Annotated in this window: 5 protein-coding genes; 4 read left to right on the forward strand and 1 reads right to left on the reverse strand. The window is 64.8% G+C overall.

Annotation, left to right across the window (positions count from 1 at the left end; all coding sequences use genetic code 11):
- Positions 1–241 precede the first annotated feature (241 nt).
- The 4 genes from MOE34_RS22925 to MOE34_RS22940 all read left to right on the forward strand — a co-directional run bounded on the left by MOE34_RS22925 (position 242) and on the right by MOE34_RS22940 (position 14,888).
- Complete coding sequence (locus tag MOE34_RS22925; RefSeq protein WP_242224382.1) at positions 242–9,706, forward strand: peroxidase family protein; 9,465 nt, start codon at positions 242–244, stop codon at positions 9,704–9,706.
- Between the two features lie 89 nt (positions 9,707–9,795).
- Positions 9,796–11,565: a type I secretion system permease/ATPase gene (locus tag MOE34_RS22930; protein WP_242224384.1), complete on the forward strand. Its 1,770-nt coding sequence runs from the start codon at positions 9,796–9,798 to the stop codon at positions 11,563–11,565.
- On the forward strand, positions 11,562–13,523 hold the full coding sequence (locus MOE34_RS22935) for a calcium-binding protein (RefSeq protein ID WP_242224385.1): 1,962 nt from the start codon (positions 11,562–11,564) through the stop codon (positions 13,521–13,523). Before MOE34_RS22930 ends, MOE34_RS22935 begins: the two co-directional genes overlap by 4 nt.
- A 27-nt stretch (positions 13,524–13,550) precedes the next feature.
- Positions 13,551–14,888, forward strand: a complete 1,338-nt coding sequence (locus MOE34_RS22940) for an HlyD family type I secretion periplasmic adaptor subunit (RefSeq protein WP_242224386.1) — start codon at positions 13,551–13,553, stop codon at positions 14,886–14,888.
- 51 nt (positions 14,889–14,939) lie between these two features.
- On the opposite strand, the gene MOE34_RS22945 is transcribed toward MOE34_RS22940, so the two are convergent.
- A complete protein-coding gene (locus tag MOE34_RS22945) occupies positions 14,940–16,352 on the reverse strand; it encodes an alanine/glycine:cation symporter family protein (RefSeq protein ID WP_242224387.1) in 1,413 nt (470 codons plus the stop codon).
- Between the last annotated feature and the right edge of the window lie 75 nt (positions 16,353–16,427).

Below are 16,427 nucleotides of genomic sequence, written 5' to 3' on the forward strand. Positions count from 1 at the left end.
GCTTGGACCTTCTCCCCTGCCGGCCAGCCCTCGATGGGATCAAGCTGCGAACATCGAACTGGAAGGGGATTTGCCGGGGCAAGCCGCGCCGCTACCGCGACGCGCATTTCGAGCGATCCTACACCAGTCTCCACGAATTTACACCGTCCTCTTGCGGACGGCGCATGTGGTTTCAACCGGCCGTTTGCGCCTGGTGCGCCTGCGGCCCGATTTTCGCGGCCCGAGGGGCATGGAGGGTATCATGGCCATACATCTCAACCAGCACGATCTCACATTCATCCTGAAGCAGATTAAGATCGCCGAAGCCCACTCCAACGGAACGCCGATCACCGAGATCCGGCTGGATGCGCAGGGCAACCCCATCACGGACCGCGCCTGGTACACCAACCCTCTGACCTTCGACGCGGCCGCCGCGCGCGCCGTGCCGGACGCCAAGACGCCCTTCGGCCTGAGGACGGTCGACGGCAGCTACAACAACCTCCTGGAAGGACGCGAACTCTGGGGAGCGGCCGACCAGCCGATGCCGCGTTACCTCGACCCGAACTATATCGACGGCGGCGCGGAAACGCCCTTCTCCCTCGGCCCCGGCCCGCTCGGCCCCGTTACGAATACCAACTATGGCGTCGATGGCACATCCACCTTCCCCGGCACCGGTTTGAATGGCGGCCATACCGGCAATGTCGTGGATACCGATCCGCGCGTCATCTCCAACCTCGTCGCCGACATGAGCGCGAACAATCCGGCCGCCCTCTATGCGGCGCTCGTCTTCGCGGAATCGGCCGATCCCTATGCGGACCTGGCGGAACTGATGGCCGCGCGCGTCACGCAAGCGCAGGCCGCCGCCATGGCCGTCACGGCCCAGACGGCCTTCGACGCCGCGATGACGGTGCTGAACGCCGCCACTACCGCCTATGCGGCCAATGCCGACCCGGCCGCGGTCGCCGGCCTCATCGACGCCATACAGGATGCGGCCACGGGCGTCGCCGAAAGCGGCCTTGCGCTCGACCGCGCCAATGCGCTGGCGGCGGACCCGAATGCCGGTTTCCTCGCGCTCGCCGAGGAGAAGGGGCTGGTCATCCAGAACGGCTCGCTCGTCATCCCGAACGTCGCGCCCGACGAGGGTATTTCCGCGCCATTCAACGCCTGGATGACTTTCTTCGGCCAGTTCTTCGACCATGGCCTCGACCTTATCAGCAAGGGCGGCAATGGTTCGATCTTCATTCCGCTGAAGGCTGATGACCCCTTGATCGCCGGGGCTGACGGAATACTCGGCAATGCCGACGACCTGCCGCCTTCCATGCGCTTCATGGTGCTGACCCGCTCTGAGACCGTTTTCGACGAGAACGGCGTGCCGACCCAGCGCAACACGACGACTCCCTTCGTCGACCAGAACCAGACCTATACCTCGCATGCCTCCCATCAGGTCTTCCTGCGCGAATATGTCATGGGACCGAACGGGCCGGTCGCCACGGGGCGGCTCTTGGGCGGGCAGGACGGTGGGCTTGCCACATGGGACGACGTAAAGGCGCAGGCGAAAAACCTTCTGGGCATCGAGCTGACCGACGGCGACGTGCTCAATATCCCGCTGATCCATACCGACGCCTATGGCGAGTTCATCCGCGGCGCCAACGGGCTGCCGCAGATCGTCACCGGCATCAACCCGGATGGGACGCCGTCGAGCCTTGTTTCGGGCAGCCTGCCGGTTGCGGTCAACACGTTCGCCGCCGGGGCCGTGCGCATCGGCCATGCCTTCCTCGACGACATCGCGCATACGGCCAATCCGTTCAACAGCCAGACGGGCGCGCTGAAGACGGCCGACGCGGACAATGTCGTGAACGATCTCAATGCCGATGGCCGGATCGACGGAACCGAAACCCCGCTGCCCGCCGGCCAGTATGACGATGAGTTGCTCGGCCGCCATTTCATCACCGGCGACGGGCGCGGCAACGAGAATTTCGGCCTGACGGCCGTCCACCATATCTTCCACTCCGAGCACAATCGCCAGACGGTGATCCAGAAGCTGACCATTCTGGAAGAGGGTGACCTCGCCTTCGTCAATGAGTGGCTGGCGGTCGATATCGACGCGGCTGCGCTGGCATCGATCAAGGCAAGCCTGCAAGGCACGATCGACAAGAACGCCTATATTGAGAACAGCCCCCTTGTCTGGGATGGTGAGCGCATCTTCCAGGCCGCGCGCTTCGCGACGGAGATGCAATACCAGCATCTCGTCTTCGAGGAGTTCGCTCGCAAGGTCCAGCCGGCTGTCGATCCCTTCGTGTTCAACTCGGTGACCGACATCAATCCGGCGATCTTCGCCGAGTTCGCCAATGTCGTGTACCGCTTCGGCCATTCCATGCTCACGGACAGCCTGCCGCGGGCGTTCTTCTCCGCAGATGCCGCGACCAACCATCTCGACGTCGTCGACGAGGGCCTGATCAAGGCCTTCCTCGATCCGGTGGATTTCGACCGCGACGGCGGTGTCTCGCATGAGGAGGCCGCCGGGGCCATCGTTCGCGGGCTGACCAATGTGCGCGGCAACGCCATCGACGAGTTCGTCGTTGATGCCCTGCGCAACAACCTGCTCGGCCTGCCGCTCGACCTTGCCGCGATGAACATCGCCCGCGGCCGCGACACCGGCATGCCTTCCCTCAACCAGGCCCGCGAGCAGCTTTTCGCCGCGACCGGCCACAGCTTCCTGAAGCCCTATGCGAACTGGACCGAGTTCGCCGTCGGCCTCAAGAACCCGCTCTCCGTGGTCAATTTCATCGCGGCCTACGGCACGCATGCCGCCATTACCACCGCGCTGACGCTTGCCGACAAGCGCGCCGCCGCGTGGGAATTGGTGTTCGGGGTGGAGGCGGACGGCGTCACAGTGTCCGATATCGCCGACCGGGTCGCCTTCATCAACGGCGCGGGCCAATATGCTACCGACAAGGGCGGCCTCGACAATGTGGATCTGTGGATCGGTGGCCTTGCCGAGAAGATCCTTCTCTTCGGCGGCATGCTCGGCTCCACCTTCACGGCGATCTTCGAGGCGCAGCTCGAGGCGCTGCAGGATGCCGACCGCTTCTACTATCTGACCCGTACCCAGGGCCTGAACTTCATCGATGCGCTGGAAAACAACGCCTTCTCGAAGATGATCATGGCGAATACGGACATCACCATGCCCGGCGCGGACGGCATCCGCGGCACGGCGGACGACGAGGTGCGTCACCATATCGGTATCGATTCCTTCACCAAGTACGACCATGTCCTCGAGGTCAACGTCCAGTACCAGCAGGACTACAACGGCGCGGCAGCCGGCAAGGACCCGCTCGGCAACGACGCGGTGCTCGAGGCGCTCGGCCTCACCAAGGTGGAACGCGACATGCCGACCGCCTTCCAGGGATACTACCAGAACTATCTGCGCTTCTTCGGCGGCGAGCATGTCGTGCTCGGCGGCTCGGCCGGCCGTGACGTGCTGATCGGCGATCTTGGCGACGACGCGATCTGGGGCGATGCCGGCAACGATTATATCGAGGGCGGCCAGGGCGTCGATCTCATCATGGGCGGCGCCGGCGACGACGTGATCCTGGACGAGGGCGACGACGGCGACTTCATCAAGGGCGACGCCGGCGATGATGTCATCTCCAGTTCCAACGGCCTCGATATCCTGATGGGCGGCGAGGGCAAGGACGTCGTCTTTGCCGGCGTGGACAGCACGGAAATCTTTGCCGGCGAGGGCGATGACTTCCTGCTCGGCGGCGACGGCGCGGATTTCCTGCTCGGCAACGAGGGCGACGACTGGCTGGAGGCCGGCGGCGGCTTCGACACCACGGCCGGTGACAATTCCGAGCTGTTCTTCAATTCGACCATCCTCGGCCATGACGTGATGTTCGCCGGTTCCGACGAGCACGATTTCGACGCGGAATCAGGCGACGACATCATGGTTCAGGGCGAAAGCGTCATGCGCAACGAGGGCATGTTCGGCTTTGACTGGGCGAGCTATCAGGGCGCCCAGTTCGACGCGGACGCCGACATGCGCATCCGCATCTTCACGACCGAGGAGCAGGATATCCTGCGCAACCGCTTCGACAAGGTCGAGGCGCTTTCGGGCGGCGACGGCAACGACAACCTGCGCGGCGACGACCGGGCGGCCGGCGACCTGCCGGCGGTGCCGACCGTCAACAACACCGAGGCCCTGTTCTTCAAGGACGAACTCAGCCAGGCCGGACTCGCCCGCATCGAGGGCCTGCGCGCGCTGCTTGGCGACCTCGTGTCGGACGTGCCGGAAGGCAACAGCGAGGCCGTCGTGGCCTTTACCGGCGGCAACATCCTGCTTGGCGGCGGGGGAAGCGACCGCCTGCAGGGCAATGGCGGCGACGACTTCATCGACGGCAATGCGCGGCTCAATGTCCGCATCCGCATCGTCGGTCTCGGCGAGGAGAACGACGCCGATAACGAGATCGCCACGATCTACTCGCTCAAGCATACGTTCACCGGCAACGAGGGGACCTTCGTTCCGATAGCGTGGATCGGCAAGACGATGTTCGAGTTGCTCGTCGCGCGTGAGATCGTACCCAGTCAGATGCATATCGTACGTGAAATCATCGCTAATGACGGTGATGATTCTGATATAGACACGGCCGTGTTCAACGATAATCTGCAGAACGACGACGGCAGCTTCAACTACACGATCACGGCCAATGGCGACGGCACCGTGACGGTCACGCATGTGAATGTCAGCAATATCGACGACGCCGTCACCGGTCGCCCGCTGATTTCGGACGGCGTCGATACGCTGCGCAATATCGAGCGGCTGGAGTTCCGCGATCAGGTGGTCGTGTTCACGCCGCCGCAGCTCTATCTCCAGCGCACGTCGGCGACGCGCTCGGAGACCTTCAACTCGACGAGCTACACGGACAATGACGGCATATGGACCGACGACTGGGCGGAGACCGGCGACGACGGAAGCTCGACCTCGGACAATGGCCAGATCCGCATCAGCAACAACCGGCTCGAATTCGACGGCGCGAGCCAGGGCGTCGGCAACGGTGCGGTCATCCAGCGCGGCGTCGCCGGGCTGGCCGGCGCGGTCTCGGCCACCGTCTCCTTCGACTACGGCGAGAACATCGAGGCTGGCGAGACCGTTCTGGTCGAGTTCTCCCGTGATGGGAACCCGGCCAACCTGCAAACCCTCGTGACCATCGGCAGCACATCCGGCAACAACACCTCCACCGGCACGCTGGCCCTGACCGGGCCGTTCACGGCAGGTGCGTTCATCCGGTTCACGGTCTCGGCCATGGACAACGACAACGACGTCGCCTGGGTCGACAATCTCAACATTACCGGCGTCACCGCGCAGAACGTACACTATCAGGCGACCTTCACGGAGGGTAACGGAACGGCGACCGGGGCTGATGTTCCCATCGCCAGCAATCCGCTGATCGTGGAGAACGACCGGATCGTCTCGGCCCGCGTCGTCCTTACCAATGCGCAGGCCGGCGACAGCTTCGATATTCCGGGCAACCTGCCGGGCAATATCAACAGCAGCGTGCAGGCCATCGGCGGACAGATCGTCGTGACCCTCACCGGCAACGAGCCGAACATCGCCAACTGGCAGGCTGCCCTCCAGGCGATCGAGTTCCGCAACAACTCGCAGACCCCGAGCAGCATCCCGCGCGTCATCCAGGTCACCGTCAACGACGGTTTCCTCGACAGCAACATTGCGACGACGACGATCAACGTCGTTCCCGTCAACGACGTGCCCAATGCGGGCAACGATGCCATCCTGACCAATTTCACCGGCAATTTCAGCGTTCCGGTCTGGATGCTCCTGGCCAACGACACCGACGCCGACGGACAGGCGTTGAACATCACGAATGCGACCGAAGGGCAGGGGCAGTTTGCCGTCGCCCTGGCGGCCGGCGTGATCAACGTGACCCGCACGACGACAGACGCCCGCCAGTTCACTTACACGGTCTCTGATGGCACCGCCACGGATACCGCCAATGTGAGCGTGCAGGTGGACACGACCCCCACCAATGGCGGCAACGGCGCGGAAATCCTGCTCGGCGACGCCGCCGGCACGGTGTTCAACGGCAATGGCGGCAACGATATCATCATGGCCGGCGGCGGCAACGATACGGTCTCCGGCGGCACCGGCGACGACCTCGTCGTCTGGAATGCCGGCGATGGTCGCGATTTCGTGGACGGCGGCGGCAATACCGACACCATGCGCGTCGTCGGCAATGCGACGGCGGAGACCTACAATATCTACACACGCGCCGCCTGGCTCGCGCTTGCCGGGAACACGGCCGCGCAACTGAACGCCAATACCGAAATCGTCATCGCCCGGGGCGCCACGAACAATGCCGCGATCATTGCCGAACTCGACAATATCGAGGAGATCGTCATCGACGGCATGGGCGGCGGCGACACGTTCAATGCGGTCGGCAATTTCGGTGGCACCAGCCTCCTGACCAGCACCATCACGCTGAACGGCGGCAGCGGTGACGATGTCGTGAACTTCTCGGCCCTGTCCTCGGCCCACCGCATCGTCTTCCGTTCCAACGGCGGCAACGATACGGTCATCGGCAATGTCCGACCGCAGGACGTGATCCAGCTTGCGCCCGGCGAGGATATCTCCAGCTATTCGCTGGCAAGCAACGGCAACGGCACGCAGACGTTCTCGAACGGCACGCATTCGATCACCTTCACCGGAACGGTGCCGCCGCAGTTCCAGAACGGTTCGTCGACTGGCGGAACGGCTCTCGACGACGAGGACCTGGAAGATCTGCTCGACATGGTGCGTGATCCCGCCTTTGACCGGGATTCCTCCGGCTACGGCAACAATGCCGGACATCCCCACTGGGGCGCGGGCGGCAATCCGTTCATCCGGCTGACGGAGGCGCACTATACGGACGGTGCTTCGGGAATCCGTGAAACGGCGCTCACGCCGCGGGAAATCTCCGACATCCTGTCGAACCAGGACAATGACGGCAACGGTGTCGAGGAGAGCATTCCGAACAGCTTCGGCGGGACGAGCCTGCTGACCTTCTTCGGCCAGTATTTCGACCACGGGCTCGACTTCGTGGCCAAGGGGCAGCCGGGCTATGTCGCCATCGGCTCCTCCTCGTTCCCGATCGACGCACCGCGCTCCAACATCGTGCCCGGCACGGGCGTCAACGGCGTTCCGGCCGAGTACATCAACAACACCTCGCCCTATGTCGACCAGAACCAGGCCTACGGCTCGCACAACGCGATCACGGACGTCCTGCGCAAATGGGAGGTCGGCAGCAACGGCCAGGCCGTGCAGACCGCCTACCTGCTGGCGGGCGACGTGGACGCCACGGGTCGGGCGCTGCTGCCCACGCTCAGCCACCTGCGCGACAACTACCGCGTGATGACCGGCGGCGGCGAGCTGACATCGGAGGATATCTCCAACTTCGACGGCTCCGGCCAGCCGCTGCTGATCGACTTCATCCCGGTCTATTCCAGCCCGGGCCAGCTCGATCTCGACGCCATCGGCCATTACTTCATCGCCGGTGACGGCCGGGCCAACGAGAACGTGATGCTGACCTCCATGCACACGATCTGGGCCAGGAACCACAATTACTGGGTCGACCAGATCAAGGCCCAGACCGATGGCGCATGGACCGAGGCCGAATATTTCCAAGCGGCCCGGATGATGAACATCGCCGAATACCAGCGCGTGGTCTTCACCGAATTCGCGACCGCCATGGCCGGCGGCTTCGACGGCGACGACGAGCATGGCTTCGAGGGCTACGACCCGGATGTCGATGCCTCCATCTCCGTCGAGTTCTCCCAGGCGGCCTACCGCTTCGGCCATTCGATGCTCAATGAGACGGTCAGCTACGTCGATGGAAACGGCCAGCTCCAGCAGATCTCGCTGGTCCAGGCCTTCCTCAATCCGGGCCAGTTGTCGAGCCTCGGCATCGACGCGCTGATCGCCGGCTCGGTCGAGGTGCCGCATCAGGCGATCGACGTGGATGTGGTCAACGCGCTGCGCAACCAGCTCGTCGGCCGGCCGCTGGACCTTGCCGCCCTCAACATCTTCCGTGGGCGGGACATGGGGATCGCGCCGTTCAACACGGTGCGCGCCGAACTCTACGAGAAGACCCATCTGACGGCGCTGCGTCCCTATACGGGCTGGGCCGACTTCGCCCAGCGCAACGCCATCTCCACTGCCATGCTGGCCAAGCTGCAGCAGGCCTATCCCGACGGGTTCGAGACGATGGACCTGTGGGTGGGCGGTCTCATGGAAAAACCGATGGCCGGCCAGCTCGGCTCGACCTTCGGCTATATCTTCCTGGAGCAGCTCAACCGCCTGCAGCACGGCGACAAGCTCTACTATCTGGAGATCTTCGACGACTCCATGTTCACCGGCGAGAACAGTATCACCTTCGCCGAGATCATCAAGCGCAACACGGGTCTCACCGGACTTCCGGAAAACGTCTTCGACACCGACGGCTCCAATGCCGCGGACAGCGACGACGACGACATTTTCGGCAATGTCGACGATGAGGACGACACACCCGACAACGGTAACGACGATGATGACGGCGACAATCCCGATGACGGCGAGGACGACGAGGACGACGACCAGCCGGACGAGGATGACGACGGTGACGATGAAGACGACGATGAGGAGGAGGATGACGACGACGACGACGATGAAGATGAAGATGAAGATGAAGATGAGGACGACGACACTCCCGGCGGCGGCGATACCGATGACGACGATGATGGCGATACGCTAGACGATGACGATGATGGAGACGGTGTCGTCGTGCCGCCGGCATCTCCCTCGGTTCGTGTCGGAACGCCGGGCGCGGATGTCCTGACGGGCGCTGCCGGCGCGGATACCATCATCGGCCACGAGGGTGACGACGTCCTGACCGGTGCCGGTGGCGCGGATATCATCCGCGGCGGGACGGGCGACGACTTCATCGACGGCGGCGATGGCCGCGACGTCATCTTCGCCGGCGCCGGCAATGACGACGTGTTCGGAGGGGCGGATGCCGACATGGTCTATGGCGAGGCCGGGGATGACCGCATCCTTGCCCAGGGCGGCGACGACCTGGTGAATGCGGGCGCCGGCAACGACACGGTGTTCGGCGGCGAAGGCAACGACCTCTTCGTCGCGGAAGCGGGTGACGGCAACGATACCTACTACGGCGACGACATGAACGGCGGCGTCGGCATCGACACGCTGGACATGGCGTCGATCACCGCGGCGATCACAGCCGATCTCGGCACGGGCTACATGATGCGCGGCAGCGTCTCCAGTACCCAGACGGGCACGGACACGCTCTGGAATATCGAGAACATCGTCACCGGCTCCGGCAACGATACGATCACGGCGAGCGCGGCGGTCAACATCATGGACGGCGGGGCTGGCAACGACACCTTCCGCTTCCTCTCGGCAGCCGATGCCAACGGCGACACGATCCTCGGCTTCCAGCCGGGCGACCGGCTCGACCTGTCGGCCGTGGACGCCAACGGTGCGACGAACGGCAACCAGACCTTCACGCTGGTGACAGGAGCCTTCACCGACCGGGGCCAGTTGCTGGTGACCTACGAGACCCGCGCCGACGGCGACTACACGGTGGTTTCCGGCAATACCACGGGCAATGTCGATGCCGATTTCAAGTTCAGCATCAAGGGAACCCATAACCTCGCGCAGAGCGACTTCAACCTCTGATCCGCAGAGACCAGAGCCGCGGGGCCGCCGACAAATATCTCGTTCGGCGGTTCCGTCCAGCAACAAAGGATGGTTCAGGGGATATCGACATGCACGCCAAGGACGCCAGGAACGCATCGCTGAGCAAGGGGGGCGAGCAGCTCACCCGGGGATTCCGCGGTGTCTTCCTCTTTCTCTTCACCACCTCCGGCATCATCAACATGCTGGCGCTGACCGGCTCCATCTACATGCTGCAGGTTTACGACCGGGCGCTGTCGAGCGGCTCGGTGGCGACGCTGCTCGCCATTTCCCTGCTTGCCGTCGGCCTCTACTTTTTCCAGGGCCTGTTCGACATCATCCGCTCCCAGGTCCTCGTGCGCGTCGGCGCGAAACTCGACCGCAAGATCGCCCCGCTTGCCCATGAAGTCGCGGTCGACATGCCGCGCTTCGGCTTTTCCACCGCAGAGGCGCTGGAACGCGGCCGCGACGTCGATACGGTTCGCGGCTTCCTCGGCAGCCAGGGTCCCATTGCGCTCTTCGACCTGCCGTGGATGCCGCTGTTCCTCGCCTTCGTCTATATCCTGCATCCCTTCCTCGGCGCGCTGACCATCGGCGGCGCCTTCGTGCTCGCCATCCTGACCGTCGTCACCGAGCTGATGACGCGCCGCTCAACCAAGGCGCTGCACGAGGCGGTGATCAACCGCAACACGATCGCCGATTCCAACGCGCGCAACGCCGATATCCTCAAGGCCATGGGCATCGCGCGCCGCGCGGTGCGGCGTTTCGACAAGGCCAACGACGCGCATCTACGGCTGCAGACCCGCACGAACGACATCAGCGGTACCTTCGGGGCGATCTCGCGGGTCCTGCGCATGATCCTGCAATCGGCCGTGCTGGGCCTCGGCGCCTATCTGACCATTCGCGGGGAACTGTCGGCCGGCGCGATCATCGCCGCCTCCGTCGCCTCCGCCCGGGCGCTTGCCCCCATCGATCTTGCAATCGCCAACTGGAAGAATTTCGTCTCCGCGCGGGCCGCCTACAACCGGCTCAAGGAGACGGTGGTGGCGCTTTTGCAGGCGCGCCGGCCCATGCCCCTGCCGGTACCCGTCCGCTCGCTCAAGGTGGAGAACATCACCGTGGCCGCGCCTTCGTCCGGGCGCGTGCTGCTCGCCGATGTCAGCTTCGAGCTGAAGGCCGGGCAGGCGGTCGGCATTATCGGGCCGAGCGGCGGCGGCAAGACGACGCTGGTCAAGGCGCTGACCGGCGTCTGGCCGGTGCTGCGCGGCAGCGTGCGCCTGGACGACGCTGAACTCGAGCAATGGTGCGACGAGGCGCGGGGCAACTATATCGGCTACCTGCCGCAGGACGTGTCCCTCATGGACGCGACCGTCGAGGAGAACATCTCGCGGCTGAATGCGGAGGCCGACTCGCGCCATGTCGTCGAGGCCGCCAAGGCCGCCGGTGTGCATGAGATGATCGTGCGCATGCCGGAAGGCTATCTCAGCCGGATCGGCCCGCTGGGCGCGGCCTTGTCCGGCGGCCAGCGCCAGCGCATCGGGCTTGCCCGGGCGCTCTACGGAGGCCCCTTCCTGCTGATCCTGGACGAACCGAACTCCAATCTCGACGGCGAGGGTGAGGCGGCGTTGGCTGCCGCCATTCAGGGCGTGCGGGCACGCGGCGGCATCGTCGTGGTGATCGCCCACCGTCCGAGCGCGCTTGCGGCCGTCGATCTCGTCGCCGTGGTGCAGAATGGAAAATTGACCGCCTTCGGCCCGAAGGAGAGCATTCTCGGCGGCGAGCAGCGCCGCATGGAACCCTCCGTCGATCCCGATGGCAAGAAGGAAAGGCGCGCACAGGTTTCCGCGCGGTTGCTGGCATGATCATCGAAGCGAAAGGCACCCAGACGGAGCCGAAGCCGGTGCCATCGGCAAGTCGCTACCTCCTGAAGAGCATGGATCGGCAGTCCCATGGTCCGAAGGTGGTTCTTCTCTTCCTCGTGGGCCTCGTCCTCTACCTGAAGTCCATGTTGCCGGTCTGGCTGACCGAGCCGCGTGCCGAGAAGTTCGAGCCTGTCGACGATAGGACGTCGGCGGGCGAGGCGGAGGAGCCGATGGAGGAAATCGAGCCGCTCGCCGCCGCGAAGCGGGCGGAGGAACCGGACGACGCGGTGACGACCGGTTCCGTCCTGCCGAAGGGCACCGTCGGGTCTGCCAGCGCGCAGATTATCGAGCTGTTCGGCGGCTCGGCTCCCATGCCGCCTGCCGTATCGCTTTCGGATTTCCTGACGCCGGAAAAACCGCTGGCGTGGCGCGACCCTTCCCTGCCTTTCGTCCCGGTGGATTCGGCGAACGACAACAGGCGGAGCGGCGGTGCTCCGACGGGTGGCGGTATTCCGGAGATCGACGACAACGACGGCCCGCCGCCGCGCGTCGTGGACGAGGATGATGATGACGACGACGATAGCACCAACCGCGCGCCGCGCGTGACGGGACCGGTCTATCTCATGGACATCACCGGCTGCATCGCCCTGGCGATCTCGCTGTCCGACCTCCTGCGCAACGCCTCCGACCCCGATGGCGATACGCTGGCGATCCGCAACCTTCAGGTCTCCTCGGGCAACCTCGCCGTTTCGCCCGGGGGAGGGTGGGTCTTCCAGGCGGCGGCCCAGATGGAAGGCCTCGTCACCATCACCTATCAGGTGACCGACGGGGCGCTTTCGGTCACCCAGCGGGCGATTTTCAAGGTCGTGCCGGAAAACGTGGTCATCGGCACGGATGCCGACGACCGGATTCTCGGATCGGTCTGCCGTGACACGATCGACGGCCGCGACGGCAACGACAATATCGATGCGCGCAGCGGCGACGACACCGTTTTCGGCGGCGCGGGCGACGACCATATCGTGGCGGGCGAAGGGCACGACACGGTCTATGCCGGCGCCGGCCATGACATCGTGTTCGGCGGGGCCGGCAACGATCGGCTCTCCGGCGGCGACGGCAACGACCGGATGTTCGGCGAAGAGGGCGACGACATCCTCTTCGGCGATGCCGGCGACGACGTTCTTTCCGGCGGCGCAGGCGAGGATATCGTCATGGGCGGCGAAGGAAACGATCTTGCCCGGGGCGATGCCGGGAACGACCGCATCGACGGTGGGGCCGGCGACGACGAGCTTCATGGTGACGCGGGCGACGATGTCCTCCTCGGCGGCGAGGGCCACGACGTGATCCACGACGGGGCCGGAATGGATGTCGTGCAGGCCGGTGCCGGCGACGACCGGGTGGTGGCCGCCCTCGACGCGGTGGCGGATGTCTACGACGGCGGCGAGGGAAGCGATACGCTCGATTATTCCGCCGCGATCGAGGATGTCTTCATCGATCTCGTCAATGGCACGGCCTGCGGCATCGAGATCGGTGAGGATACGATTTCGGGGTTCGAGGCTGCCATCGGCGGGGCGGGCGACGATCACTTCCTGGCCGGCGGGCAGACGCCCGCACTTCTCGAAGGCGGGCTTGGCCGGAACATCTTCGAGTTCGCCCAGGAGCCGGTCGCCGCGGTTGCGGTCTTCGAGATCGCCGATTTCAAGGCGGGCGACAGGGTGAAGATGAAGAAATACGACATCTTCGAAAAGGTCTTCGACGAGTTCGAGAACGAGTTCGCCAAGATCTACGGCGACCATGTCGACGAGGATGATGTGCGCATCCGCTACCGCAACGAATACAACGAGACGGCGGCGACCGACCACACCGTCATCGAGGCCGATTTCGACCGCGACGATACCTATGAAACCACCATCCTGCTCAACGGACGCTATGCGCTGGTCATCGTGGAGGCCATCGCCTGAAGCAGGGCATAGCAAGGGGATATGGCCATGATGATGAAGCCCAACAGCATCCATCCCGCTCCGCTCGAAGAGGAGGAGGACGAGCAGCCGTTCCGTTTCGGCCGGCATATGGCGGCCGGCCTTTCGCTCGCCGTCCTGCTTCTGGCGGGCATCGGCGGCTGGGCGGCGACCGCGGAACTGACCGGGGCGGTCATCGCCTCCGGCTCGGTCGCCGTCGACCAGAAGCTGAAATCCGTGCAGCATCGCGACGGCGGGATCGTTCGCGCGATCGCCGTGCGCGAGGGCGACTTCGTGGAGGAGGGGCAGGTGCTGCTGTCGCTGGAGGACGCCCAGACCAAGGCGGAGCTGTCCATCGTCCGTTCGCAGATGATCGATCTCGGCGCACGCAGGGCGCGGCTTCTTGCCGAGCGCGACGGCCTTTCCCGCATCGATTTTCCGCAAGGTCTGATGGCCGAGGGACCTGAGGCGGACATTGCTATGGCGGGCGAAACGCGGCTCTTCGAGGGTAATCTGGAGCATCGCCGCAGCCAGAAGCAGCAGCTCGATCTCGGCATAGCCCAGATCGACGACGAGATGGCGGGCCTGGAAGCCCAACGTGTTTCCAAGAGCGACGAAATCACGCTGATCTCCGCCGAGCATGAGAAGGTGCAGCGCCTTGTGCGCAAGCAGCTCGTGGAGCACGGCCGCCTCTACACCGTGGGGCGCGACCAGGCGCGTCTTGCCGGCGAGCGCGGCGAGATAACGGCCGCCATCGCGCGCGCCGGGACCCGCAAGAACGAGATCCGCATTCAGATCATTGCGGTAGACGAGCAGGCGCGGACCGAGGCGCAGCGCGAACTCGGCCTCGTGGTGACAAAGCTTTCCGAGCTTCAGGATAGGCGTGCGGCCATCGAGGACCGCCTTTCGCGCACGGAACTGCGCGCCTCCATCTCGGGCGTCGTGAACGAGCTGAAGGTCTACACGGTCGGCGGCGTCGTCAGCCCCGCCGAGGTGCTGGTGACCATCGTGCCGGACAATGCGCGGCTCACGATCGAGGCGCGCATATCGCCCGCCTCCATCGATCAGGTCGCCGCCGGCCATGCGGCGCGCCTGCGCTTCTCGGCCTTCAATCAGCGCACCACGCCGGAGCTGGCGGGAACCGTCGCCCAGATATCGCCGGCGACGAGCCGCGACCCGGCAACGGGCGAGACCTACTATCTCGCCCGGATCGACGTGACGCCGCAGGAACTGGACAAGCTTGGCGCCGCCCGGCTGCTGCCCGGCATGCCCGTGGAAGTGTTCATCTCGACCGAGCGCAGGACCGCGCTTTCCTACTTCGTCAAGCCGCTGGCCGACCAGTTCGCCCGGGCCTTCCGTGAGCGATAGGATGATATGTCCGCCGGCCCCTTCGGGCGCCGGCGGACGGCGTCTCCAAGGTTACTTGCGCGCCCAGATGGCGTGCTCGATCTTGCCCTTCAGTTCCGGATAGGCATCGGGATCGAAGCGCGGCTCGCCGATCTTCTTCTGGTCGAAGTAATCCTTCGTCAGCTTCGCCACGGTGCCGGAGAGCAGCACGATGGCGACGAGATTGACCGAGGCCATCAGGCCCATCGCCGCATCCGCCATGTTGAAGACGACGGCCACCGTCGTATAGGCGCCCCAGATGACCATCAGCAGCACGGCGACGCGCAGCGCGGCGATGGTTCCCTTGTTGTCGAGCTTCAGGAAGACCATCGCATTCTCCGAATAGGCGTAGTTGCCGATGATCGAGGTGAAGGCGAAGAAGAAGATGGCGATGGCGATGAAGTAACGGCCGGCCTCGCCGATATGGGCGACCATGGCCTCCTGCGTCAGCGGCGTGCCGGTAAGTTCGGAGCCGGGCGTCATCACGCCGGAGAGCAGGATCATGATGCCCGTCGCCGTGCAGATCAGGATCGTGTCGATGAACACGCCGAGCGCCTGCACGAAGCCCTGGCTGGCCGGATGGTGCGGCGAAGGCGTGGCGACGGCCGCGATATTGGGCGCCGAACCCATGCCGGCCTCGTTGGAGAAGAGGCCGCGCTTGACGCCGTTCAGCATGGCGCCCGCCACCCCGCCGGCCGCCTGCTCGATGCCGAAGGCGCTCTTGACGATGAGGGCGATGATGCCCGGCACCTCGGTGATGTTCGCCAGCACGACATAGACCGCCATGCCGAGATAGACGACGGCCATGAAGGGCACGACATATTCGGCGACCTGGGCGATCTGCCGGATGCCGCCGAAGATCACCACCGCCGTCAGCACGGCGAGGGCGACGCCGACCCAGAGCTTGTCGATGCCGAAGGCGCCCTGCATGGCGTCGGCGATGGAATTGGCCTGCACCGCGTTGAAGACCAGGCCGAAGGCGATGATGAGGCAGACAGAGAAGATGACGCCGGCCCAGGGCGCATTCAGCCCGCGGGAAATGTAGAAAGCCGGCCCGCCGCGATACTGGCCGTCATGGTCGGTGATCTTGTAAAGCTGAGCGAGCGCGCTTTCCGAATAGGCGGTCGCCATGCCGACGGCCGCGACCACCCACATCCAGAACAGCGCGCCCGGCCCGCCGAGGAAGAGGGCGACGGCGACGCCGGCAAGGTTGCCCGTGCCCACGCGCGAGGCGAGGCTGGTGCACAGCGCCTGGAACGGGGTGATGCCGCTGGCGTCGCTGGCCGGGGCTTTCATCACGGAGCGGAAGAGTTCCGGAAAATGGCGGAACTGGATGAAGCCGAGGCGCAGGGTGAAGTAGATGCCGACCGCGATCAGTCCATAGATGAGGACATAGCCCCAGAAGATGGTGTTCAGGAAATCGATGATGGCGTTGAGAACGGTCACTGTGGCCTCCCTGCAGCACGGACGGCACACGGAGGCCATCGACGACCATACGTGTTCGCCGCTGCATCCGGTGCG

Source organism: Shinella zoogloeoides (assembly GCF_022682305.1).
Classification (GTDB): Bacteria; Pseudomonadota; Alphaproteobacteria; order Rhizobiales; family Rhizobiaceae; genus Shinella; species Shinella zoogloeoides_B.

Excerpts from the sequence above, each read along its gene's own strand:
- MOE34_RS22925 (WP_242224382.1), top strand. The coding sequence starts at position 242 with ATGGCCATACATCTCAACCAGCACGATCTCACATTCATCCTGAAGCAG.
- MOE34_RS22930 (WP_242224384.1), top strand. The coding sequence starts at position 9,796 with ATGCACGCCAAGGACGCCAGGAACGCATCGCTGAGCAAGGGGGGCGAG.
- MOE34_RS22935 (WP_242224385.1), top strand. The coding sequence starts at position 11,562 with ATGATCATCGAAGCGAAAGGCACCCAGACGGAGCCGAAGCCGGTGCCA.
- MOE34_RS22940 (WP_242224386.1), top strand. The coding sequence starts at position 13,551 with ATGATGATGAAGCCCAACAGCATCCATCCCGCTCCGCTCGAAGAGGAG.